Annotated in this window: 21 protein-coding genes and 1 pseudogene; 7 read left to right on the top strand and 15 right to left on the bottom strand. The window is 69.7% G+C overall.

All coding sequences use genetic code 11. The annotated features are described in order from the left end of the window. Positions 1-148 precede the first annotated feature (148 nt). Positions 149-1,060, bottom strand: a complete 912-nt coding sequence (locus AC07NG_RS17910) for a 2-hydroxyacid dehydrogenase (RefSeq protein ID WP_494595415.1) — start codon at positions 1,058-1,060, stop codon at positions 149-151. 72 nt (positions 1,061-1,132) lie between these two features. Between AC07NG_RS17910 and AC07NG_RS17905 the strand changes: the two genes are divergently transcribed. Continuing rightward, complete coding sequence (locus AC07NG_RS17905; protein ID WP_494595413.1) at positions 1,133-2,272, top strand: serine hydrolase domain-containing protein; 1,140 nt, start codon at positions 1,133-1,135, stop codon at positions 2,270-2,272. 79 nt (positions 2,273-2,351) lie between these two features. Here the strand turns inward: AC07NG_RS17905 and AC07NG_RS17900 are convergent, their stop codons facing one another. The 3 genes from AC07NG_RS17900 to AC07NG_RS17890 form a co-directional block, all read right to left on the bottom strand. Then, complete coding sequence (locus tag AC07NG_RS17900; RefSeq protein WP_487290173.1) at positions 2,352-2,681, bottom strand: DUF8776 family protein; 330 nt, start codon at positions 2,679-2,681, stop codon at positions 2,352-2,354. 113 nt (positions 2,682-2,794) lie between these two features. After that, on the bottom strand, positions 2,795-3,712 hold the full coding sequence (gene rarD, locus AC07NG_RS17895; protein ID WP_487290172.1) for an EamA family transporter RarD: 918 nt from the start codon (positions 3,710-3,712) through the stop codon (positions 2,795-2,797). 138 nt (positions 3,713-3,850) lie between these two features. Beyond that, positions 3,851-4,879, bottom strand: a complete 1,029-nt coding sequence (locus AC07NG_RS17890) for an aspartate-semialdehyde dehydrogenase (protein ID WP_487290171.1) — start codon at positions 4,877-4,879, stop codon at positions 3,851-3,853. Positions 4,880-5,097: 218 nt separating this feature from the next. On the opposite strand from AC07NG_RS17890, the gene AC07NG_RS17885 reads away from it, so the two are divergent. Then, positions 5,098-6,348, top strand: a complete 1,251-nt coding sequence (locus tag AC07NG_RS17885; RefSeq protein ID WP_492856399.1) for a UbiH/UbiF/VisC/COQ6 family ubiquinone biosynthesis hydroxylase — start codon at positions 5,098-5,100, stop codon at positions 6,346-6,348. A 101-nt stretch (positions 6,349-6,449) separates the two neighbouring features. Here the strand turns inward: AC07NG_RS17885 and AC07NG_RS17880 are convergent, their stop codons facing one another. Next, positions 6,450-6,656 carry a Trm112 family protein gene (locus tag AC07NG_RS17880; RefSeq protein ID WP_110119879.1) on the bottom strand — a complete coding sequence of 69 codons (207 nt, stop codon included), beginning with the start codon at positions 6,654-6,656 and terminating at the stop codon, positions 6,450-6,452. Positions 6,657-6,764: 108 nt separating this feature from the next. Between AC07NG_RS17880 and AC07NG_RS17875 the strand changes: the two genes are divergently transcribed. After that, the gene (locus AC07NG_RS17875) at positions 6,765-7,157 is read left to right on the top strand and encodes a hypothetical protein (RefSeq protein ID WP_494595409.1); all 393 of its coding nucleotides are present in this window, start codon (positions 6,765-6,767) and stop codon (positions 7,155-7,157) included. 139 nt (positions 7,158-7,296) lie between these two features. Here AC07NG_RS17875 and AC07NG_RS17870 read toward each other — a convergent pair whose 3' ends face one another. The 6 genes from AC07NG_RS17870 to AC07NG_RS17845 form a co-directional block, all read right to left on the bottom strand. Next, positions 7,297-7,953, bottom strand: a complete 657-nt coding sequence (locus AC07NG_RS17870; protein WP_492856289.1) for an LON peptidase substrate-binding domain-containing protein — start codon at positions 7,951-7,953, stop codon at positions 7,297-7,299. Between the two features lie 50 nt (positions 7,954-8,003). Further along, positions 8,004-8,915 (bottom strand): thioredoxin, encoded by a 912-nt coding sequence (gene trxA / locus AC07NG_RS17865; protein ID WP_494595407.1) that lies wholly within the window; start codon positions 8,913-8,915, stop codon positions 8,004-8,006. 74 nt (positions 8,916-8,989) lie between these two features. Continuing rightward, positions 8,990-9,382 carry an MAPEG family protein gene (locus tag AC07NG_RS17860; RefSeq protein ID WP_492856291.1) on the bottom strand — a complete coding sequence of 131 codons (393 nt, stop codon included), beginning with the start codon at positions 9,380-9,382 and terminating at the stop codon, positions 8,990-8,992. Between the two features lie 60 nt (positions 9,383-9,442). Beyond that, a complete protein-coding gene (locus AC07NG_RS17855) occupies positions 9,443-10,609 on the bottom strand; it encodes a hypothetical protein (protein ID WP_494595405.1) in 1,167 nt (388 codons plus the stop codon). Positions 10,610-10,713: 104 nt separating this feature from the next. Then, positions 10,714-11,250: a prolyl-tRNA synthetase associated domain-containing protein gene (locus AC07NG_RS17850; RefSeq protein ID WP_494595403.1), complete on the bottom strand. Its 537-nt coding sequence runs from the start codon at positions 11,248-11,250 to the stop codon at positions 10,714-10,716. A 73-nt stretch (positions 11,251-11,323) separates the two neighbouring features. After that, positions 11,324-12,013 carry a YiaD family glycine zipper/OmpA-like lipoprotein gene (locus AC07NG_RS17845; protein ID WP_487290163.1) on the bottom strand — a complete coding sequence of 230 codons (690 nt, stop codon included), beginning with the start codon at positions 12,011-12,013 and terminating at the stop codon, positions 11,324-11,326. 154 nt (positions 12,014-12,167) lie between these two features. On the opposite strand from AC07NG_RS17845, the gene AC07NG_RS17840 reads away from it, so the two are divergent. Then, positions 12,168-13,103, top strand: coding sequence for an isopenicillin N synthase family dioxygenase (locus AC07NG_RS17840; protein ID WP_110119871.1), 936 nt, complete (start codon positions 12,168-12,170; stop codon positions 13,101-13,103). Positions 13,104-13,192: 89 nt separating this feature from the next. Here the strand turns inward: AC07NG_RS17840 and AC07NG_RS17835 are convergent, their stop codons facing one another. Next, positions 13,193-15,067, bottom strand: coding sequence for a ubiquitin-activating E1 FCCH domain-containing protein (locus AC07NG_RS17835; protein WP_494595400.1), 1,875 nt, complete (start codon positions 15,065-15,067; stop codon positions 13,193-13,195). Between the two features lie 76 nt (positions 15,068-15,143). Beyond that, positions 15,144-16,055, bottom strand: a complete 912-nt coding sequence (locus tag AC07NG_RS17830) for a LysR family transcriptional regulator (RefSeq protein WP_494595399.1) — start codon at positions 16,053-16,055, stop codon at positions 15,144-15,146. 150 nt (positions 16,056-16,205) lie between these two features. Between AC07NG_RS17830 and AC07NG_RS17825 the strand changes: the two genes are divergently transcribed. From AC07NG_RS17825 to AC07NG_RS17815, 3 genes and pseudogenes are all read left to right on the top strand, one after another. After that, on the top strand, positions 16,206-17,201 hold the full coding sequence (locus tag AC07NG_RS17825; protein ID WP_494595398.1) for an aldo/keto reductase: 996 nt from the start codon (positions 16,206-16,208) through the stop codon (positions 17,199-17,201). Beyond that, a pseudogene (locus AC07NG_RS17820) lies at positions 17,198-17,363 on the top strand (hypothetical protein); the annotation flags it as partial. The gene AC07NG_RS17825 and the pseudogene AC07NG_RS17820, both read left to right, overlap by 4 nt. A 91-nt stretch (positions 17,364-17,454) precedes the next feature. Next, a complete protein-coding gene (locus AC07NG_RS17815) occupies positions 17,455-18,804 on the top strand; it encodes a metallophosphoesterase (RefSeq protein ID WP_494595396.1) in 1,350 nt (449 codons plus the stop codon). Here the strand turns inward: AC07NG_RS17815 and AC07NG_RS17810 are convergent. Beyond that, entirely contained in the window at positions 18,801-19,763 is a 963-nt protein-coding gene (locus AC07NG_RS17810) for a DUF1176 domain-containing protein (protein ID WP_494595395.1), read from the bottom strand. The two genes, AC07NG_RS17815 and AC07NG_RS17810, sit on opposite strands and share 4 nt — an antisense overlap. A gap of 69 nt (positions 19,764-19,832) precedes the next feature. Then, positions 19,833-21,653: a glutamine--fructose-6-phosphate transaminase (isomerizing) gene (gene glmS / locus AC07NG_RS17805; protein ID WP_487290157.1), complete on the bottom strand. Its 1,821-nt coding sequence runs from the start codon at positions 21,651-21,653 to the stop codon at positions 19,833-19,835. Positions 21,654-21,763: the final 110 nt, after the last annotated feature.

Here is a 21,763-nt window from a genome sequence, read left to right as displayed (position 1 = left end):
TTCCCGCCCTTGTGGCGGGAAACCCTCTAGAAGCCGCAAGGGCAGTAGGGGCGGCGTGCTTGGCACGCCGCTTGCGCTTCACGTGCGAGCGGAACCAGGGGTTCCCGCCACAAGGGCGGGAATGACGGGAGTGAATTTGAGGGCGTCCTTACACCCCGAACCGCTTCTCCAAACTTTCCAGCACCAGCGCCGCCATCGCCTCCCGGGCTTCGACCGTCGCGCTGCCCCGGTGCGGCTGGAGCACGACATTGTCCATCGCCAGCAGCGCCTGCGGCACGTTGGGTTCGTCCTCGAAGACGTCGAGACCCGCCCCGGCGATCGTTCCATCCGTCAGCGCCGCGACAAGGGCGGCTTCGTCGACCACCGAGCCGCGCGCCACATTGATCAGCAGGCCGTCGGGTCCCAGCGCCTCCAGCACCGCCCCATCGACCAGCGGTCCGGCGTCGCCGGGCGTGACCAGGAACAGCACGTCCACCGCCTTGGCCAGCGCCAGCGGACTGGCGTGGTAGGCGTGCGGGACGCCCTCCACCGGCCGGCGGCTGTGATAGGCGATGCTCGCCGCGAACGGCGTCGCCATGTCGGCGATCGCCCGGCCGATCTGGCCAAGGCCCAGGATCCCCACCGTGCGTCCGGTGGCGCGCCGGGCCAGGGGCAGGCGCTCGGCTTTTGGCCAGCGGCCTTCGCGCACATAGCGGTCGGCCGTGACCATGCGGCGCGAAAGCGACAGCCACAGCCCGATGGCCAGCTCAGCGACGTCTTCGGTGAGCACGCCGGGCGTCGTGGTCACGGCCACGCCCCGGGCGGCGGCGCGGGCCAGATCCACCTTGTCGAGGCCGACGCCGTGCACGGCGACGATCTCCAGGACGGGCAGGCGGTCCCACAAGGCGTCCGGCACGCCCAGGTCGCCGCCGGTGACCAGGCCCCGGATCTTCGGTGCGACCTCGCCGATCAAGGCGTCCGGATCGGCGGCGCGATAGGGGCAGTGGACGACGTAAGCCGCCTCCAGCCCGGCTTCGAGCTGCGGCGACAGGGCCTTGAGCTGCAGGATCTCGGGCTTCATCGACGGGCTCCGTTACGCGGGGGACTGTCCTTCGGATGACAAACCCGGGCGCGCCGGGCTAGAGCAAAAGCCATGAGCCTCGACATCACCGGCGTCTGCCCCGCCCCGTTCGCCCAGGTCTACGAAGCCTTCGAGGCCAATTTCGATCCGACCTCGCCGGGCGGCGGCGAGCTCGGTGCGCGCTTTTCCCTGGCCATCGACGGCGAGATCGTCGTCGACCTGATGGCCGGCTTCGCCGATCGGCGACGGGAAGTCGCCTTCGGCCCCGACACCCTGACGCCGCTGTTCTCGACCACCAAGGCGATCGCCGCCCTGCTGGTCGCGCGCCTGGTGGACCAGGGCAAGCTCTCCTACGACCAGACCGTCGCCTCGGTCTGGCCGGAGTTCGCGCAGAACGGCAAGGAAGCGATCACCGTCGGCCAGGTGATGTCGCACCAGGACGGGCTGTCGGGCTTCCTCGACGAGGTCGATCCGGCCATCTGGTTCGACTGGGAGGCGACGACGGCCAAGCTGGCGGCCATGGCCCCGCTGTGGCCGGTCGGCACGGCCAGCGGCTACCACCCGGTGACCTTCGGCTACACGGCCGGCGAGATCTTCCGCCGGGTCGACGGGCGGACCATGGGCACGGCGCTGCGCGAGGATCTGGCCGTTCCGCTGGGCCTCGACATCTGGATCGGCCTGCCCGACAGCGAGCACGAACGCTGCGCCGACCTGATGCGGCCGACCGCCTTCCCCAAGTTCGGCGAGATCAACGACGCCATCCGCGCCGCCTTCATGACCAAGTGGGCCGCGCCCGGCGGCCGCGGCACCGGCGAATGGCGACGGGCCGAGATCCCCTCGGCCAACGGCCACGCCACGGCCCATTCGCTGGCCCGCCTGATGGGCGCCCTGGCCAGCGGCGGCACGCTGGACGGGGTCAAGGTGCTGTCGCAGGAGACGATGGAGCTGGCGAGGGCCGAGCGCATCGCCGGCCAGGACCTCGTTCTGCCCTACGCGATCAGCTGGGGCGCGGGCTTCATGCGCAACACCCCCAACTTCTTCTACGGCCCGACGAGCGACGCCTTCGGCCATTCGGGCTGGGGCGGCTCGTGCGCCTTCGCCGATCCGAAGACGGGCGTCTCGGGGTCGTACGTGATGAACCGCCAGGGCAACGAGCTGATCGGCGATCCGCGTGCGGTGAGTTTGATCAAGGCCGCGTACGCGAGCCTGTAGGGAAGGCTCTCGCCCTCCCAATAACTCCCGTCATTCCCGCCACAAGGGCGGGAATGACGGGGAGAATGGGGAAGGGGCCTTACAGCCCCAGCCGCCCCTTCAGCCGCTCGGCCACGGCGCCCAGGGTGATGGTCGCCAGGGCTTCCTGCACCTCCAGCGGCACGCCTTCGGGGGCGGCCTGCACCAGCTTGGCGGTGAAGTCGGTGATGGCGGTGATGTGCTGGGCCAGGTGGTCGACCGTGTGCAGCTCCTGCATCACGGCCAGGCGCGATTCCGCCGGCGTGTTCTCGAGGATCTTGCCCAGGGCGCTGTCCAGATGGCCGCAGGCCTCGGCGGCCAGCGACATCTCGACGGAAAGGGCCTCGAGCACGGCGGCGAGGTTGGGCGTGGCGCCAGCATCGGTAGTCATGGTTTCCCCCTGCGAAAGACTGCGGGCATACCTGCAATCGCGTCCGTTGCCGCCGACTTAAGCGCCGGCGGCCATGCGACAAATTGACCAACGTTTTGTCACGACTGAAGTTCTCAGGCCACAGCGGGCGCGGCCCTGAGCCTTTTCCAGGCGCCGTAGGCGAACACCGCCACCCCCAGCCAGATGAACACGAACGACAGCGCCCGCAGCGGCGTGAAGGCCTCGCCCAGGAAAACGCCGAGCAGGAACTGCAAGGTCGGGGCGATGAACTGCAGGAAGCCCAGCGCGCTCAGCGGCAGGCGGCGGGCCGACCAGGCGAACAGCGCCAGCGGGATCACCGTGGCCGGGCCGGCGACCAGCAGCAGGATCGCCGTGCCGGCGCCTTGCGTGAAGTGCCCCGCGCCGCTGGCCTGCAGATGCCAGACGTACAGCAGGCCCGGGATGGCCAGATAGGCGCACTCGATGAAGAGGCCGGTCTGGGCGTCGGCCTTCACCTGCTTTCGCACGATCCCATAGACACAGAAGGTCAGGGCCAGACCCAGCGACACCAGCGGCAGGTGGCCCAGGGCCACCGTCTGGATGGCCACGCCGACGGTCGCGAAGCCGATGGCGACCTTGCCCTCGGTAGTCATCCGCTCGCGGAACAGCAGGGCGCCGGCCGCCATGTTCATCAGCGGGTTGATGTAGTAGCCGAGGCTGGCCTCGATGACGTGGCCGGCGTTCACCGCCACCACGTAGATCGTCCAGTTGCCGAAAATGGCCAGGGTCGACAGGGCCAGCAGGGCCAGGGTTTTGGGCTGGCGCATGACCGCCGCCACCTGGCCGCTCTGCCGGGCCAGAAGCACCAGGCCGCCGGCCCACAGCACCGACCACAGCGTGCGGTGCGCGATCATCTCGAACGAGGTGACGCCAAGCGTCGCCAGGGTGTGGAAATAGAGGGGCAGGAAGCCCCACATCACATAGCAGCCGACGCCGGCCAGATAGGCCGAACGCGCGTCGCTGGAAGCGCTGCTGGTGGAACTTGGGGGCATGGACCGCACCTTTCGCGGAGGGATCTGACAGGGAGTCGTCCCGGCGTCCGCCCGCTTTTTGCGGAGAGGTGCGAAATTCGCCCGAAGGCGCTTCCCGTCGTCCCTCCGCTGGCGGAAGGACGACGGGGAGGTCGTTCTTTAGGCCGGCGTCTTCTGCTTGATCAGGCCCTTGTCGTGCAGCAGCTGGGCGATCTGCACCGCGTTCAGGGCCGCGCCCTTTCGCAGGTTGTCGGCCACGCACCACAGGGCGATGCCGTGCTCGACGGTCGGGTCCTTGCGGATGCGCGACACGTAGACCGGGAACTCGCCCTGGGCTTCCTTCGGCGTGATGTAGCCGCCGTTCTCGCGCTTATCGACCACCACGATGCCTTCGGCGTCGCGCAGGATCTCGCGGGCGTCGTCCTCGTCCAGCGGGCCGGTGAACTCGATGTTGATCGACTCCGAGTGGCCCACCATCACCGGCACGCGCACGCAGGTGGCGACCAGCTGGATGGCCGGATCCAGGATCTTCTGGGTCTCGACGGTCATCTTCCACTCTTCCTTGGTGAAGCCGTCGTCCATGAAGACGTCGATGTGGGGGATGACGTTGAAGGCGATCTGCTTGGTGAACTTCTTCGGCTCGGGCGCGCCCAGGACGAAGACGCCCTTGGTCTGGTCCCACAGCTCGTCCATGCCTTCCTTGCCCGCGCCGGAAACCGACTGGTAGGTCGACACCACCACGCGCTTGATCGGCACCTCGTCGTGCAGCGGCTTCAGCGCCACCACCAGCTGGGCGGTCGAGCAGTTGGGGTTGGCGATGATGTTCTTGGGGATGGAGTTGACGGCGTCCGGGTTCACTTCCGGCACCACCAGCGGCACGTCCGGGTCCATCCGGAAATGGCTGGAGTTGTCGATGACGATCGGACCGGCCGCGCCGATCTTCTCGCCCCAGGCGGCCGAGATCGACCCGCCGGCGCTCATCAGCACGATGTCGACCTTCGAGAAGTCGAACTGCTCCAGGTCCTCGCACTTGAGGATCTGATTGCCGAACGAGACCTCGGTGCCGATGGATTTGCGCGAGGCGATGGCGTGCATCTTCTCCACGGGGAATTTCACTTCCTCGAGGATGTTGAACATCTCGCGGCCCACGTTGCCCGTGGCGCCGACCACGGCGACCCGGTAACCCATCGCAGTCTCCAATCTTTCAGCCCCGACAAGGGGAAATGCGCCGTCCCGTTACGCCTGGGAACGCCGGTAGGCAAGGGCAGGGTTTTTCAAACAGGGCGGCGTATGGCCGCGCTTGAGGGAATATTTTTGCGAACGGGCGTCAGCCCCGTCTGCGTAAGGGCGCCTCGGACCTTCCGTCCAACTGGACAGCCCGCCCGCGCCGGGCGCATACCCACGCCATGCGCAAGCACGACGCCGACGTCATCATCGCCGGGGCCGGCATGGCCGGAACCACCCTGGCGCTCGCCCTCGCCTCGGCCGGGGTCAAGCCGCTGCTGGTCGATCCGCAGCCCTTCGACGCCCAGCTGGCCCCGACCTTTGACGGTCGCTCGTCGGCGATCGCCTATTCCTCGTTCCGCCAGTGGCGGGCGATCGGCGCGGGCGAGGCCCTGGCGCCCCACGCCCAACGCATCGAGCAGATCCTGGTCACCGACGGCAAGGCGCCCGGCGCGGCTTCCGGAAAGCCGTCGCCCTTCTTCCTGCGCTTCGACAGCGGCGAGATCGCCGACCGCTCGGAAGGCGAGCCCCTGGGCTACCTGATCGAGAACCGCCAGATCCGCGCGGCCCTGTCGAAGACGGCGCTCGACAAGGGCCTGGAAGTCATCGCCCCCGCAGGCGCGGCGGGCCTTGAGGTCGACGCCGCCGAAGCCCGCGTGACGCTCACCGATGGCCGGGTGCTGACCGCGCCGCTGGCGGTCAGCGCCGAGGGCCGTGGCTCTGCCCTGCGCAAGGCGGCCGGCATCGGCGACATCGGCTGGGGCTACGGCCAGAGCGGTGTCGTCGCCACGGTGAAGATGCAGCACCCGCACGAGGGCGTGGCGCACGAATACTTCCTGCCCAGCGGCCCATTCGCCATCCTGCCGCTGACCGACAACCGCGCCAGCCTGGTCTGGACCGAAAGCACCGCGCGCGGCGAAGCCCTGCGGGGCGCTTCGCCCGAAGCCTTCCACGCCCACCTGATGCGCCGGTTCGGCGATTTCCTGGGTGAAGTCGAGATGGCCGGGCCGGTGTTCGTCTATCCACTGTCGCTGTCGCTGGCCGAGCGGATCACCGCGCCGCGCCTGGCCTTGATCGGCGACGCCGCCCACGGGGTGCACCCGATCGCGGGGCAGGGACTGAATCTGGGCCTCAAGGACGCCGCGGCCCTGGCCGAGGTGGTGGTCGAGGCGATCCGCAACGGCGAGGACATCGGCGCCGAGGCGACGCTCGAGCGCTACGCCCGCTGGCGCAGGTTCGACAACGTCACCAACGCCCTGGCCTTCGACGGCTTCGTGCGCTTGTTCTCGAACGACAATCCGCTGCTGCGCATCGCGCGCGGCGTCGGCATGGCGGCGGTCAACCGCATCGCCCCGGCCCGCCGGTTCTTCATGCACGAGGCCGGCGGCGGCGTGGGCGACCTGCCGAAGCTGCTGCGAGGGACGGCGCTTTAGGCCCCCTCAGTCGGCTTTGCCGACAGCTCCCCCAGAGGGGGAGCATCAATCCTCCCCCTCTGGGGGAGGTGGCCCGAAGGGCCGGAGGGGGTTAGCGCCGCCTACTCCCCGTCCGCCAGGCTGCGGGCTTCTTCCGGCAGCATGATCGGCACGCCGTCGCGGATCGGATAGGCCAGCTTGGCCGTATGGCTGACGAGTTCGCCGCGGGCGCGGTCGTAGAACAGCGGGGCGCGGGTCACCGGGCAGACCAGCACCTCCAGCAGGCGCGGATCGACATCGACGGGCGGGAGCGGAGGAGCGGCGGTCATGGCGCTGTTCTAGAGCCGGCCGGCGAAATGGGAAAGCCCCGCCGCCGGAACCTCCGGCGCAAGGTCGCGGTTGTCGCAGAAGCGATAACAACGATCTTGGATGCAGACATGACCGTCACCGAACGGATCTTCCTGAGCACCACCGTGGCCGCCAGCGTCATGACCCTCGCCGCCTGCGGCTCGATGGGAGGGGGCGGCGGCTATTCCCCGCGCCTGGCGACCAACGCCGCCGACGAGAAGGCCTTCGCCAGCACCTTCGCCTCGTGCCGCGACGAGGTGCGGGGCGGCAAGACCACCGGCTTCAAGGTGCACCCGGCCAGCGCCACGGCCCGCGACCTGCCGCCCGGCCCGACCGGCCTGGTGCTCAAGGTCCCCTACGACAAGGCCAAGGGCAGCAAGAGCCAGCGCGCCGCCCTCGACGAGCGGCACAAGGCGGCCATGGGGCAATGCCTGTCGGAGAACGGCTACCAGGTGGCGGCTTGGGATGCGGTGAAGCCGTAAGTCCTATCCATATCTCCCGTCATTCCCGCCCTTGTGGCGGGAACGCCTCTGTCAGCCGCAAGGGCGGATGGGGCGGCGTGCTCGGCACGCCGCTTTCGCCTCACGTGCGGGCGTTGGAGGGGATGATCCTGACGCTCCCCTACTGCAGCGACGGCGGTTCGTCGTCGTCCTGGGCGGCGTCGATTTCCAGCAGGGTGACCAGGGTGTTGCGGCGGTCGGCCAGGGTGCGGGCCTCCAGCAGGGCCTGCTTCTCCAGCGGATCGAACGGCAGGGCCATGGCCAGGCTGTTGATCAAGGCGTCCGAGGGCGCGGCGTGGGCCTCGCCCCAGTCGATGGCCAGGCCGCGGTGGTCGAGATAGCGCCGCAGGGCGTTCAGCAGCGGCGCGCCGTCGCCGGCGGGCTCCTGCTGGTCCTCGTGCAGGTCGAGGTCATAGGGCGCGAAGTCGGCCCGCACCTGACGATAGGGCGTGCGCACCGGCAGCTCCTCGCCGACCCGGAACCGCGCCACCCCGGTCAGGGTGATCAGGTAGCGGCCGTCGCTGGTCTCGGCGAAGCTGGTCACGCGGCCCGCGCAGCCGACCGGCGCCAGAGACGGCCTCTGCACGTCGCTCCCGGCCCGGGTCTGCACCATGCCGATGATCCGCTCGCCCGACATGGCGTCGTCCAGCATGTTCAGATAGCGCGGCTCGAAGATGTTGAGCGGCAGCTGGCCGCCCGGCAGCAGCAAGGCGCCGTCCAGCGGGAACACGGGTATCACCAGCGGCAGGTCGAGGGTCTTCCGGTATACGCCCGGCATGGCGGCCTCCTTGACTGGATAGTGTGAACGCGCGGCCCCGCCAGGGTTTCCTAGCTGAACAGGATCGCCGACAGACGCTTGCGGCCCTGCTTGGCGATTTCCGAGGTCGGCCCGGCCGCCTCGAACACCGTCAGCAGCTGCTTGCGGGCCGCTTCGTCGTTCCAGGCGCGGTCGCGCTGGATGATGGTCAGCAGGTGGTCGCTGGCCAGGTCCAGGCGGCCGGCGCCGGCCAGGGCCTTGGCCAGCTCGAAGCGGGCCTCGTGATCGTCGGCGTCGGCGGCCAGGCGCTTTTCGAAGGCCGCCGTCTCGGACGGGGCGGCCTCGGCCAGCTTCAGGGCGGCGCGCACGCTTTCCAGGTCAGGATCCTTGGCGGTCTCGGGGGCCATGGCGGCGATCTCGGCCGCGCGCTCCAGGTCGCCGCCGGCCAGGTAGACGCGGGCCAGACCGCCCAGCGCCTTGATGTTGTCGGGCTCCATCTGCAGCACCTGGGCGAAGGCCTGGGCCGCGCCGCCCAGGTCCTCGACGTCCAGGCTCTCCTTGGCCATCGACAGCAGCTCGTCCACCGCGCCGGCGGCCGGCGGGCCCGAGATGCGCTCGACGAATTGCTGGATCTGGCTTTCGGGCAGGGCGCCCTGGAAGCCGTCCACCGGCTGGCCGTCGACGAAGGCGTAGACCGTGGGGATCGACTGCACGCGCAGCTGGCCGGCGAAGCCCGGGTTCGCGTCGACGTCGATCTTCACCAGCTTCACCGCGCCCTTGGCGGCGTTGACCATCTTTTCCAGGGCCGGGGTCAGCTGGCGGCACGGACCGCACCAGGTCGCCCAGAAGTCGACGATCACCGGCTGGGTCTTCGAGGCCTCGATGACGTCGGCCATGAAGGTGGCGTCGGTCCCGTCCTTGATGTGCTCGCTCTTGCCGCCGCCGGCCTGGATGGGGGCGGGCTTTTCACCGATCAGGGACATGGGTCTTCTCTCACGCGCGGTCGCTCAGCGCCGCAAGATGGTCCTTGCCGGGCCGCTTCGCAATCTTCGCCGCGTCACGAGCGGATCATTGCTGTGAGGACCCCGGCCCCGGCGCCTGCCAGGGCCAGCCAGGTCAGGGTGATGCCGATGGCCCGCGGCGGGATCTTCGCCCCCGTCAGCATGCCGATCGCGTGGATCAGCCGGCCTAGGGCGAGGGCGATCGCGCTGGCCAGCACCAGCGCCGTCGGCGCGCCCTCCAGCTCGGCCAGGCCGATGGCGATCAGGCCGATCGGGACGTATTCGATGTAGTTGCCGTGGGCGCGGATGCGGGCGGTCAGCACCGGGTCGTCGCCCTTGCCGAGCGTGATCTGCGACTTCAGCCGATAGGTCGCCACCGGCACGCTGAGGGCCACCAGTCCCGCGACGCTCGCCACGCACAAAGCAGAAGTGATCGGCAACCAGGTCATGGCCCCTCCCTCGGGTTTGTTTTGCGGGAAGGATGCGGCCTGTGGTTGTGCCGCGCAAGCCTAGTCCTGGCCGCCCTCGGCCGCCGGCCGCAGTCCGAACCAGCCGCCGTCGGCGTCGAACAGCACCGCGTAGCGGCGCAGCACGTGGCGGCCGGTGTTCACGAAGGCTGTCTGCATCGGCGAGTTCACCAGCACCTGGCTGGGGGCCGCGTCGTCGGGCCGGCCCACCGTGAAGGCGAAGGTCGTGGCCGGCGCGGTCGGCACGGTGACGGTCACCGTCTCGCCGGCCGCCAGCACCTTTGCAGGGGCCTTGTCGTTGTGGTTGGTCTGCGTGACCGTCCGCAGGGCGCTTGGATCGGCCACGCCCAGATACATGGTCGGGATGCCGGTATCGATCAGCAGAGCGCCCGGCTGGGCGGGCAGGCGTCCGGCCGCGACCCGCATCGGCGCCTGCGGCCAGTCCAGCGGCCCGCCCGCGCCCGGCGGCCCCAGCTTGGCGAACCGGAAGCCGGCGGCCAGCGCCGGGGTCAGGCCCGCGTGCACGCCGTCGCGCGTCACCACATAGCCCCGGCGAAAGGTCGCCGGCGCGATCGGCCGGCCGTCGATGGCGACGATGTTCAGCAGCGGGTTCTTGTCGGGCGTGCCCTGCGACTGGCCGTTGCCCTCGCGCCCGAAGCCGACGCCCATATAGGCGATGCCCTTGGGCAGATCGATCCGGGCCTTGGGCGCGGCGCAGGTCCCCGGCGCGGCCTTCACGTCGTAGCCGGGGCAGTTGAGCTCGGTCTCGACCACCAGCACAGGAACCTGCGACCGGGCGACCTCGACGCCGGCCCCATCGAGGAAGGCGACGCTGGTCGGAACCCAGTGACCGATCCACAGCCGCTTGCTGCTGCTCAGGAACTCCCAGCCGGGCTTGTATCCCGCCGTCTTGGCGGGGCTGTAGCCGGGCAGGTCCGCCGCCGAGATCACCAGGCCCGTCGAGCCGGTGTCCATCACCACCGGCGGCGGTCTGAAGGCGCCCAGCGGCCCGTCGAGGCGCAGGGCCACGGTCGGCGCCGTCGTGAACGGCGCCTGCCCGGCCGGCCAGGGCGTGAACGGAATGAACCGGGCCTGGTCGAAGGCTTTCAGGTCGGGTCCCGAGGCGGGCTCCGATTGGGCGCAGGCCTGGGTCGTCAGCGCCGCGCAGGCCAGGACCGCGGTCAGGGCGGGTCGGAAAGCCAGATGCATGGAGAGCCTCCTCGAGGGTGGAGTTCGCGCGCCTCAATGCAACTTAAAATGTAGAAAGGCCGTCCGGTTTCAAGCTGAGCTGGAAAAAGGCGACCCACCCTGTCCTAGCCGACCCCGTCCTGGCCGACCCGGTCCTGGCCAACGACGGCCATGGCCTCGAAGTCGACGATCATCGGCTCGATCCCCAGGGCGGCGAGGAACTTGCGGAAGCCGGCCTGGCTGACGGCGGTGGTGGCGTCGTTCTTCAGTGGATGGAAGTTCACCGGATCGGCCTGCCCCAGCGCCTTGTCGAGCACGAAGCGGATGCGCCGCTCGCCGTCGTTGATCAGGCCGAAGGCGGTGACCGAGCCCGGCGTCACCCCGAGAGTCTCGACCATCATCGCCTCGGGGCCGAACGACAGCCGGCCCGAGCCGATCACGTGGTGCAGCTTCTTGAGGTCGATCACCGTCTCGCCCAGCGCCGAGATCAGCCACAGCTGGCCCTTGGCGTCCTTGAGGAACAGGTTCTTGGTGTGGCCGCCGGGCAGGGCCTTCTTGATCTCCAGCCCCTCCTCGACGCGGAACACCGGCGGGTGGTCGAGGGTGGAATGATCGACGCCGTGGGCGTCGAAGAAGGCGATGAGGTCGGCGCGGGTCTTCATGGTCCCTGTAAAGCGAAGGGCGGGGCGGCTGGTCAAGCCGCCCCGCCCCCGATCTGGCGTCCTGGCGCGTCGCTTACTGGGTGAGCGGGCGCAGGATGATCTCGACCCGGCGGTTCTGGGCGCGGCCCTCGGCGGTGTCGTTGGTGGCGACCGGCTGGCGCTCGCCCTGGCCGGCCACGAACAGGCGGTCGGGCAGCACGCGACCGGGACCGGTCAGATAGGCGGCCACCGAGCCGGCGCGACGCTCCGACAGACCCTGGTTGTAGTCGTCCGGACCGGTGGAGTCGGCGTGGCCGACCACGTCGATCGTGGTCTGCGGATAGGCGTTCAGGGTGCGGGCCACGTCGTCGAGCACGCGGGTGAACTGCGGCTGCACGTCCGACTTGTCGACGGCGAAGGTCACGTCGCTGGGCATGACCAGCACGATCTGGTCGCCGTTGCGGCGGATCGCGACGCCCGAACCTTCCAGGCTGCGGCGGAAGTCGGCCTGCTGGCGGTCCATGTAGGCGCCGGTCGCGCCGCCGGCCAGGGCGCCGATGCCCGCCCCGATCAGGGCGTTCTTGCGGCCCTGCTCGCCCTTGTTGGTGTTGGTCAGATAGCCCAGGGCCGCGCCGATGCCGGCCCCGGCCAGGGCGCCCGTGCCGGTGTTGTTGCGCACCGGCATGCCCGTGTACGGGTCGGTGGTGGTGCAGGCCGTCATGGCGCCGGCGCCGATCAGGAGGGCGCCCAAAGCGGCGGCGCGGAAGGCGGTCTTGTTGGTCATCTGCCGTCTATCCCGTGAAGTGTTCGATTAGCGGATGAAACGCACCCGTTATGGTCAAGTTCCGACAAACCACATGAGCGGGGGATGAACGGCCTTCGTTCCGCCGCCTCTTGGGTGTAGTAAGGCCCGTCTTACTAATATCCGAAGGCCAACCGTGTCCGCATCCGCCATCGAGCCCGTCTCGTTCACCCTCTACAGCAAGGACTTCGACCGCTTCTCCAAGGAGCTGGGCGCCTCGTTCGAGCGCTATGGCTTCGCGGTGCTCTCGGAATACGACCTGCCGCAGGACCGCATCGACGCGGCGGTGGACGACGCCAAGGCCTTCTTCGCCCTGCCGGTCGACACCAAGAAGCAGTACGCCGGGGTCAAGGGCGGCGCGCGCGGCTACATCCCGTTCGGGGTCGAGACCGCCAAGGGCGCCACGCACCACGACCTGAAGGAATTCTGGCACATGGGTCGTGACCTGCCGCCCGGCCACCGCTTCCGCGCCACCATGGCCGACAACGTCTGGCCGGCCGAGATCCCGGCCTTCAAGCATGACGTCAGCTGGCTCTACAACGCCCTCGACAGCATGGGCGGCAAGGTGCTGGAGGCGATCGCCACCTACCTGAAGCTCGACCGCGACTTCTTCAAGCCGACCGTCGAGAACGGCAATTCGGTGCTGCGCCTGCTGCACTATCCGCCGATCCCGCAGGACGCCACCGGCGTGCGCGCCGGCGCCCACGGCGACATCAACACCATCACCCTGCTGCTCGGCGCCGAAGAGGGCGGCCTGGAGCTGCTCGACCGCAACGGCGACTGGCTGCCGATCAACCCGCCGCCGGGCTGCATCGTCGTCAACATCGGCGACATGCTCGAGCGCCTGACCAACCACGTCCTGCCCTCGACCGTCCACCGCGTGCAGAACCCGCCGCCCGAGCGCCGGAGCGTGCCGCGCTACTCGACGCCGTTCTTCCTGCACTTCGCGTCGGACTACGAGATCAAGACCCTGCCCAACACCGTCACCGCGGAGAACCCGGACCGCTATCCGGAGTCGATCACCGCCGACGAATTCCTCCAGCAGCGCCTGCGCGAGATCAAGCTGGCCTGATCGGGCCGCCGAGGTCTCCGAAACGACGAAGGCCCCGTCCTCGCGGACGGGGCCTTTTTCATGCGCGCTTCGGGCGCGGCGCTCGCCTGCTACTGGGCGATCCGCAGCGCCGATATCTGCTGGGAGATGGCCTTGAAGGCGGTCTTCAGCTCGGTGGCGTTGGCCGGGAAGTAGGCGTAGTCGCTGCTGGTGGCGCAGGCGCTGAGCATCGACTTGGCGGTGGCGTCGCTGCCGACGTCGAAGCCCACCGTGTAGATGATGATGTTCTTGGCCTTCATCTTGGTGCACAGCGTCTGGGCCTGGGTGAAGGCGTCGCCGTTGGTGGCCGCGCAGTTGATGTGGTCGGCCGTGCCGCCCGAGCCGGAGCCGGCGTCCTTGGCGATCACGCCCTTGCAGTAGTTGGTGTTGAACGCGCCGTCGGTCATCAGCACCACCACCTTCATCAGGTCCTCGGCGCCATAGGCGGCCGGCTTCTGCGAGGTGTTGGGCCACAGGTACGAGAAGTTCGGCGAGACCATGTACCAGCCCCAGGCCAGGCCGATCTGGCCGGCCGTCGAGCCGCCCACCGCCAGGGCGTTGATCTGGGCCTTCAGGGCCGTCTTGTCGGTGCTCAGCGGGGTGATGATGCTGGTCGGGCAGGGGTTGGTCGAGCTGGCGCCATAGGAGGTCGAGGCCGGGTAGTTGCGGCCGACCAGCGAGGTGCTGGGGGCGTCGTCGGTATAGGCGTAGGCGCCCGTGCGCTCGGTGGCGCAGGTGCTGATCGGGAAGCTCTCGCTGGTGCTGCTGGCGCTGGTGAAGTTGAAGAAGGCGCAGCTGATGTCCGAGCGGGCGGTGCTGTAGCACGAGCCCGTGCCGCCGGTTCCGGCGGTGGTGTACGAGGTGCCGACGATGTTGGTGTCGAAGGTCGTCGTGGTCTTGTAGGTGATCGTCGGCTTCTGGCTGTTCAGGGCCGTCATGCCGCTGATGCCGCTCAGCAGCACCTGGTCGCCGGTCTGGAAGTTGTGCGTCGAGGCGGTGGTGATCACCACCGAGCAGGTCGAGGTCAGGCACTTGTAGATCGTGCCGGCCGAACCGGTGCTGGTGATGCTGCTGCTGGGCGTGACCTTGAAGGTGGTCGTCGACGGCACGCTGGTCACGGCCAGGATCTTGGAGTTCAGATAGCTGGAGCCGGTGCCGGTGATGTAGACGTAGTCGCCCACCGCCAGGCCGTGCGTTGCCGAGGTGGTGATCGTCGTCGGCGAGCCCTTGGTGTAGGCCGAGATGGTCTTGGTGGCGCTGTACCAGGCCGCGCTGCTCAGCGTGCTGGACGGAACGGCCCCGCGCACGCTGTCGGCATAGGTGCTGACATTGACGCCGATCGAGTACGGCACGATCGCGGCCTTGGAATAGTAGGGCGTCTGCACGTCCTGCACGACGGTGTCGATCAGGTCGGCGGCGGCGGTCTTCAGGGCGCCGATGCGGCTGGTGCCGTCCATCGAGCCGGTGATGTCGAGCACCAGGGCCACTTCCAGGTTCTTCGACGAGCGCACCACGTAGGACTTGGCGCTGGTCACCAGCGGCTTGTTGTTGTTGATCAGGCCCAGGATGATCGGCGAGATCGAGATCGAGGCTTCGCCGATGACCTCCTTCTTGGAGTCGACGTAGAACTTCGACGTGGCCGTGGTGGAGCCGAGTTCGGCCTTGAGGGCCGCGCTGCCGGTCGCCGTCAGGGTGCTCTCGTCGGTGGCGGTGGTGCGCGCGGCGATCAGGGTCGCGGCGTCCAGGGCGTCCTGCAGGCGGCGCCGCTCCAGGCTCATCCGGCTGACGTCGACGACGCCGAACACCAGGATCGACAGCGGCAGGATGCTGAGAGCCACCCAGACGGCGATGCCGCCGCGCGTGTTCGAACCGAGGCCGCGCAGGCGCGTGGCGACACGGGCGAACGCCCCGCCCAGACGGGCGGCGAAGCGGCTGTGGACGGTCATCGGCGGAGTGCCCCTCGTTCTATCGCCGGGCAGCATGACAGCCGACGGTGAACAGGCGGCAAACGCCGGAGAAGATTCAATTTCCCGCCAGGCTTGCGGTTCTGCGGGCCCGCAGGAAGTCGACGAAGGCCCGCAGCGGGGCGGGCATGTGCCGCCGGCTGGGGTAGTAGAGGAAGGGTCCGTCGAAGGGCGGGTTCCAGTCTTCCAGCACCGGGACCAGCCGGCCGGCGGCCACCGCCGGCGCCAGCAGGCCCTCGAAGCTCATCACCACGCCCAGCCCCTCCTCGGCGGCGCGGATCTCCAGTTCCGACGACGAGGTGACCAGCGGTCCCTCCGGCGAGACGCGGATGATCTCGCCGTCCTTCTCGAACTCCGGAACGATCATCGCCCCGCTGGGAAAGCGGTGGCGGATGCAGGGCATGGCCAGCAGGTCGCGCGGATGGCGCGGAACGCCGTGGCGGGCCAGGAAGTCCGGCGAGGCCGCGGCCTGGTAGCGCTCGGGACCCGACAGCGGCACGGCGATCATGTCCTTCTCCAGCCGCTCGCCGTAGCGCACCCCGGCGTCGGCCCCGGCCGCCAGCACGTCGACGAAGCTGTCCTCGACGATGATCTCCAGCGTTATGCCGGGATTGGCGCGCAGGAACGGGCCGATCAGTTCGCCGAGGGACAGCTTGGCCGCCGCGCCGGGCACGTTCAGCTTCAGGGTTCCGGTCGGGCTGTCGCGGAACTGGTTCACTGCGTCCAGCGCGCCGGCCACCTCGGCCAGGGCGGGTGAGAGGCGCTCCAGGAGGCGCTCGCCGGCCTCGGTGGCGGTGACGCTGCGGGTGGTGCGGTTGAGCAGGCGCACGCCCAGCGCCGCCTCCAGTCGCCGCACCGCCTCGCTCAGCGACGAGGCCGACACCCCTCGGCCCACGGCCGCGCCGCGAAAGCTCCGGGCCCGGGCCACGGCGGCGAAGGCGTCGAGATCGGCGAGGTCGGGGCTGGCCATTGTGCGAATTTCCGAACGGCTCGTGCGTGAGTGAGCGGATTATCGCACAGGTCGCGCGAAGGCATAGTCGCCTCGTCAAACACCGCGGCGCTCGAGTGTCCCCAACCCCTTTCTGTTTTCCAGGCGCCGCCCCGCACGAAGGAAACCGCCATGCGCACCCTCAAGCTCGGAACCACCGGTCCCGCCGTCTCGGCCCTCGGCCTCGGCTGCATGGGCATGTCCGACCTCTACGGCCCCGCCGACCGGGCCGAGAGCATCGCCACCATCCACGCCGCCCTGGAGGCCGGGATCACCCTGCTCGACACCGGCGACTTCTACGGCATGGGCCACAACGAGATGCTGATCGCCGAGGCGCTCAAGGGTCAGGACCGCGACAAGGCCCTGATCAGCGTCAAGTTCGGCGCCCTGCGCGGCCCGGACGGCGCCTTCCTCGGCTATGACAGCCGGCCCAAGGCGGTGAAGAACTTCCTGACCTACTCGCTGCGCCGCCTGCAGGTCGATCACATCGACGTCTACCGGCCCTCGCGCCTGGATCCCGACGTGCCGATCGAAGACACCATCGGCGCCCTCGTCGAGCTGCGCGACGCCGGCTACATCCGCCACATCGGCCTGTCGGAAGTGGGCGCCGACACCATCCGCCGCGCCGCCGCCGTCGCCCCGATCAGCGACCTGCAGATCGAATATTCGCTGCTGTCGCGCGGCATCGAAGAGGCCATCCTGCCGACCACCCGCGAGCTCGGCATCTCGATCACCGCCTACGGCGTGCTGTCGCGCGGCCTGATCAGCGGCCACTGGGACAAGACCGCCCAGCCCGCCGCCCGCGACTTCCGCGCCCATTCCCCGCGCTTCCAGGGCGAGAACCTCGACCGCAACCTGGCGCTGGTCGAGACCCTGCGCGGCGTCGCCCAGGCCAAGGGCGTCAGCGTCGCCCAGATCGCCATCGCCTGGGTCGCCTCGCGCGGCGACGACATCGTCCCCCTGGTCGGCGCCCGCCGCCGCGACCGCCTGTCCGAAGCCCTGGGCGCGCTCGACGTCGTGCTGACCGCCGACGACCTGGCGGCCATCGAGGCGGCGGTGCCCAAGGGCGCGGCGGCCGGCGAGCGCTACGCCCCGGCGATGATGGCGCACCTCGACAGCGAGAAGTGAGGGGGCCTTCCTCACCTCCTTCCTTCCCGTCATTCCCGCCCTTGTGGCGGGAACCCCTCTGTCAGCCGCAAAGGCGAGTGGGGCGGCGTGCTCGGCACGCCGCCGGCGCTTCCCGTGTCAGCGGAACCAGGGGTTCCCGCCACAAGGGCGGGAATGACGGGAGTAAGGGGGTAAGCGCGCTGATCTCGCCCTCAACGGTTTCCTCCGCCGCCGACAAGTTCTAGGCAGGGCGCGGCAATCGCGGAGGCTTGGCATGAACGGTTTCAATCGGCGCACGGTGCTCGGCGGCGCGACGGCCGGACTGATGCTCGCCCCCGCGGCCTTGGCCGCCACCGGTCGGGCCAAGGTGCTGATGCTGTCGGACCTGCACTCGGCCTACGGGATCATGCCGGCCCTGCTGGAGACCATGCGCCGCATCGTCCGCCGTGACGCCACGCCCAGCCTGATCCTGCTGAACGGCGACCTCTTCGAGGCCGGCAACGTCGTGGCCAAGCGCAGCGACGGCGAGCTCGACTGGGCCTTCCTGGAAGCCGTCGCCAGGCTGGCGCCCACGGTCATCAACATCGGCAACCACGACGCCGACCTGGTCGAGGACATCGCCGCCGCCGCCGAGCGCGCCCGGGCGCTCGGCATCACCGTGGTCAGCAACATCGTCGACAAGCGCACCGGCCGTCCGATCGCCTCCTCGCGCGCCACGCTCGACCTCGGCTACCCGGTGCATCTGGTCGGCTGGGCCACCAATTCGATCGACACCTATCCCAAGGCGATCCGGCCCGACCTGTCGATCCCGGCGCCGACGCCGTGGGCGCAGGCCAATCTGCCGTCCGCTCCGCCCAGCGACGGCCTCCTGATTGTGATGAGCCACGCCGGCCTGCCCGCCGACCGGCCGTTGCTGGCCGGCCTGCCCGACCGCACCCTGTTCCTGGGCGGCCACAACCACCTGACGGTCGAGCACGCGCGGGGGTCCAGCCGCTACGTCCACACCGGCGCCTGGGGCCAGCCGCTGACGGTGGCCACGATCGATCGCGCCCGCAAGGCCGACCCGATCCGCATCTCCCGCGTCGTGGTCGATCCCAATGGACCGGCGGATCCGGTCCTCAAGCGTCACGTCAAAGAGGTGCTCGCCGCCCGCCTGCTGCCCGAGGAGCGGGCGGTGGTCGCCCGCGTCCCCAAGGCCCTGTCGCTGGGCGACACCGGCCGCAAGGTCGCCGGCCTGATGGCCAGGGCGGCCGGCGCCGACGTCGGCTTCATGGGCCACACGACCATGGGCATGGGCCTGCCGGCCGGCGAGCTGAGCCGCTACGCCTACGACTCCGTGGTCCGCTTCGACGGCGTGATCATGAAGGCGGAAGTCGACGCGGCGACCCTGGCCGACATCCTGTCGCGCACCGACCAGGATCGCGGCTTCCCGTTCGACAGGCTGACCGGCGACTTCGCCTACGCCAGCGGCCCCACGCGCCCCGACAAGACCCATCTGACCATCGTCACCACCGACTGGTGCGCCGGCCGCCAGAAGGAGTATTTCGGCCGCGAGGACCTCGTGTTCAGCAAGACCGACCTGAAGGTGAAGCCGTTGATCCTGGCCGGGCTGGCGGCGGGCTAGCGCTCCTCGACCATGGCCCGGAACGAGGTCGGCCAGTCGGTCTCGTCCATGCCGATGCACTCGGCCGAGGCGTCGCGGATCAGGGCCAGGCGCTGGCCGTCCCACACCCAGTCGCGCCGCTGCCCGCAGCCGTAGTAGCGGTTGTCGCGGAACACCGCCGTCAGCACCCGCGTCTGGTAGTCGAAGGTGACGTTGGTCAGCTCCGGGGCGCCGCCGGCGGGGGCGTCGCCGAAGGCCGGCAGCGGCAGCAGCCGGCCGGCGTCGTCGGTCATGTGCAGCTTGGCGTCTTCATTGATCGACACGCCGCTGCAGTTCGACACCCACAGGATCTTGTTGGGCGACAGGCGGACGATGGCGAATTCCGACAGGGCCTCGCAGGCCTTGGCCACTTCGGGCGGCGTCGATGGCAGGTCGGCCGAGGGCGGCGCGGCCGGGCGGCGCACGATCGGCGGCGAGGCGGCCACGCCGGGCTTGGCCCGAGACCACGCCAGGGCCGCGCCGGCGTCCTTCAGGGCGATGGTCGCCGCTGGCCACGGATCCGAGGTCAGGCCCAGCTTCAGGCTGGCCCCGGCCTTCAGGGCGTCGAGCGCGCGCTGGATCTCGGCGTCGTCATAAAGCACCGCCCGCGTCGACGGGCGGTTGGCGCGGCCGGGCAGGGTCGCCGACCACAGCGTCGCGCCGGCCTTGTCGGCGATCTCGATCTTGAGCTGGCCGTCCGACGGGCGCTGCGAGCGCACCCCGGCGCCGAACACCAGCCGCCGGCCGCCGGCGGTCTCGGCCAGCAGCACATAACCCGGCTGGGCCAGGGTCTCGCCCGCGCCCCAGGTCGAGCAGCCGACGGCGTCGCACAGCCCATGCCAGTTGGCGGCGTCGTACGCCTCGGCCGCGCGGGCCTGCGCCGCCGCTCCGAACAGGACGACGGGCGCCAGCACCGCCGCCAGCCAAGGTCTATCGATCATCGAAGCACGCCCCCGGAAAACATTCCGGGAGTAGAGTCTTTGGCCGGTTCTGCCGTCAAGCGTGCGGCGCTATTCCACCGTCACCGACTTGGCCAGGTTGCGCGGCTGGTCCACGTCCGCGCCCTTGATGACGGCGACGTGGTAGGCCAGCAGCTGGATCGGGGCCGACATCACCAGGGTCGAGACCAGCGGATCGCTGGCCGGGGCGGTGACGACGACCTTGGCGCCGGCCGGGGCGTGCTTCACGCCTTCGGTGTCGGTGATGAAGATCACCTGGCCGCCGCGCGCCATGACCTCGCTCATGTTCGAGGCCGATTTTTCAAACCAGCTGTCATGGGGCGCGAGGATGACGATCGGGGTCTTGTCGTCCACCAGGGCGATCGGGCCGTGCTTCAGCTCGCCGGCGGCGTAGCCCTCGGCGTGGATGTAGCTGATCTCCTTCAGCTTCAGCGCGCCTTCCAGGGCCAGGGCCGACATCGGGCCGCGGCCCAGATAGAGCACGTCGCGGGCCTTGGCGACGTCGGCGGCGATCTCCTTGATCGCGCCTTCCAGGTGGATGGCCTCGGCGATCAGGCGCGGGGCCTCCAGCAGCACCTTCACCAGGCGCTGCTCCTCGGCGGCGTCGATGGTCCCGCGCGCCTTGGCGGCGGCCACGGCGATGGCGGTCAGCACGCTGACCTGGGCGGTGAAGGCCTTGGTCGAGGCCACGCCGATCTCCGGACCGCAGTGGATCGGCCAGACCACGTCGACCTCCCGGGCCATGGTCGATTCCGTGGCGTTGACGACCACGGCGCTCTTCATGCCCTTGGCCTTGCAGTAGCGCAGGGCCGCAAGCGTGTCGGCGGTCTCGCCCGACTGCGACATGGCCACGACCAGCGCTCCCGGACGCAGGGCCGGCTGGCGGTAGCGGAATTCCGAGGCGATCTCGACGTCCACCGGCAGGTCGGCCAGCTGCTCGATCAGGTACTTGCCCACGACGCCGGCGATGTAGGAGGTGCCGCAGGCGACGATCTGGATGCGCTCCAGCTTGGCCCAGTCGACCTCGCCCGGGATGGCGGTCTTGCTGGTCAGGGCGTCCACATAGGCCGCGATGGTGCGCTGGCACCCCTCGGGCTGGTCGTGGATCTCCTTTTCCATGAAGTGGCGGTAGTTGCCCTTCTCCATCATCACGGCGCTGGCCGGCACCACGCGCACGGGGCGGGTCACCGCCGCGCCCGAGGCGTCGAAGATCCGGGCGCTGTCGTGGTCGAGGGCCACGTAGTCGCCCTCGTCGAGATAGATCACCCGGTTGGTGAACGGGCCGACGGCGAGCGCGTCCGAGCCCAGGAACATCTCGCCCTGGCCTTCGCCCACGACCAGCGGGCTGCCGCGGCGGGCGCCCAGCACCAGGTTCTCGGCCCCCTCGATCAGCACGGCCAGGGCGTAGGCCCCGGTCAGGCGGTCGAGCGTGGCCTTGAAGGCGTCCAGCGGGGCCAGGCCCGTGGCCAGCTCGGCGTCGATCAGGTGGGCGATCACCTCGGTGTCGGTGTCGCTGGAGAAGGTGCGGCCGGCGGCGGCCAGCTCGGCCTTCAGTTCGGCGAAGTTCTCGATGATGCCGTTGTGCACCAGGGTGACGCGGCCGGCCGAATGCGGGTGGGCGTTCTTCAGGTTCGGCTCGCCGTGGGTGGCCCAGCGGGTGTGGCCGATGCCGGTGGTGGCGGTGAGAGGCTCGGCGGCCAGCACCTCTTCCAGGGCCTTGATCTTGCCCTTGGCCCGGCGGCGTTCGACGCCCGTCCCCACCACGCCCGCTATGCCGGCCGAGTCGTAGCCCCGGTACTCGAGCCGCTTGAGGCTCTCGACCAGACGCTCGGCGACGGAGGCCTTACCGACGATGCCGATGATGCCGCACATGGGACATGATCCTTTGTAGAACGCGCCGGGAGGATTATTGCTACCCGTACGGGATATTTCGAGCGCGGCCTTTAGCACTCGCGCAGGGACCGGCGACGTAAATCTGCATT

This window comes from Caulobacter sp. GW821-FHT10C03 (assembly GCF_059415485.1).
The sequence above is the reverse complement of the archived record's forward strand: the minus strand, read 5'-3'. Positions and strand labels throughout refer to the sequence as shown.

Excerpts from the sequence above, each read along its gene's own strand:
- AC07NG_RS17910 (WP_494595415.1), bottom strand. The coding sequence starts at position 1,060 with ATGAAGCCCGAGATCCTGCAGCTCAAGGCCCTGTCGCCGCAGCTCGAA.
- AC07NG_RS17905 (WP_494595413.1), top strand. The coding sequence starts at position 1,133 with ATGAGCCTCGACATCACCGGCGTCTGCCCCGCCCCGTTCGCCCAGGTC.
- AC07NG_RS17900 (WP_487290173.1), bottom strand. The coding sequence starts at position 2,681 with ATGACTACCGATGCTGGCGCCACGCCCAACCTCGCCGCCGTGCTCGAG.
- rarD (WP_487290172.1), bottom strand. The coding sequence starts at position 3,712 with ATGCCCCCAAGTTCCACCAGCAGCGCTTCCAGCGACGCGCGTTCGGCC.
- AC07NG_RS17890 (WP_487290171.1), bottom strand. The coding sequence starts at position 4,879 with ATGGGTTACCGGGTCGCCGTGGTCGGCGCCACGGGCAACGTGGGCCGC.
- AC07NG_RS17885 (WP_492856399.1), top strand. The coding sequence starts at position 5,098 with ATGCGCAAGCACGACGCCGACGTCATCATCGCCGGGGCCGGCATGGCC.
- AC07NG_RS17880 (WP_110119879.1), bottom strand. The coding sequence starts at position 6,656 with ATGACCGCCGCTCCTCCGCTCCCGCCCGTCGATGTCGATCCGCGCCTG.
- AC07NG_RS17875 (WP_494595409.1), top strand. The coding sequence starts at position 6,765 with ATGACCGTCACCGAACGGATCTTCCTGAGCACCACCGTGGCCGCCAGC.
- AC07NG_RS17870 (WP_492856289.1), bottom strand. The coding sequence starts at position 7,953 with ATGCCGGGCGTATACCGGAAGACCCTCGACCTGCCGCTGGTGATACCC.
- trxA (WP_494595407.1), bottom strand. The coding sequence starts at position 8,915 with ATGTCCCTGATCGGTGAAAAGCCCGCCCCCATCCAGGCCGGCGGCGGC.
- AC07NG_RS17860 (WP_492856291.1), bottom strand. The coding sequence starts at position 9,382 with ATGACCTGGTTGCCGATCACTTCTGCTTTGTGCGTGGCGAGCGTCGCG.
- AC07NG_RS17855 (WP_494595405.1), bottom strand. The coding sequence starts at position 10,609 with ATGCATCTGGCTTTCCGACCCGCCCTGACCGCGGTCCTGGCCTGCGCG.
- AC07NG_RS17850 (WP_494595403.1), bottom strand. The coding sequence starts at position 11,250 with ATGAAGACCCGCGCCGACCTCATCGCCTTCTTCGACGCCCACGGCGTC.
- AC07NG_RS17845 (WP_487290163.1), bottom strand. The coding sequence starts at position 12,013 with ATGACCAACAAGACCGCCTTCCGCGCCGCCGCTTTGGGCGCCCTCCTG.
- AC07NG_RS17835 (WP_494595400.1), bottom strand. The coding sequence starts at position 15,067 with ATGACCGTCCACAGCCGCTTCGCCGCCCGTCTGGGCGGGGCGTTCGCC.
- AC07NG_RS17830 (WP_494595399.1), bottom strand. The coding sequence starts at position 16,055 with ATGGCCAGCCCCGACCTCGCCGATCTCGACGCCTTCGCCGCCGTGGCC.
- AC07NG_RS17825 (WP_494595398.1), top strand. The coding sequence starts at position 16,206 with ATGCGCACCCTCAAGCTCGGAACCACCGGTCCCGCCGTCTCGGCCCTC.
- AC07NG_RS17815 (WP_494595396.1), top strand. The coding sequence starts at position 17,455 with ATGAACGGTTTCAATCGGCGCACGGTGCTCGGCGGCGCGACGGCCGGA.
- AC07NG_RS17810 (WP_494595395.1), bottom strand. The coding sequence starts at position 19,763 with ATGATCGATAGACCTTGGCTGGCGGCGGTGCTGGCGCCCGTCGTCCTG.
- glmS (WP_487290157.1), bottom strand. The coding sequence starts at position 21,653 with ATGTGCGGCATCATCGGCATCGTCGGTAAGGCCTCCGTCGCCGAGCGT.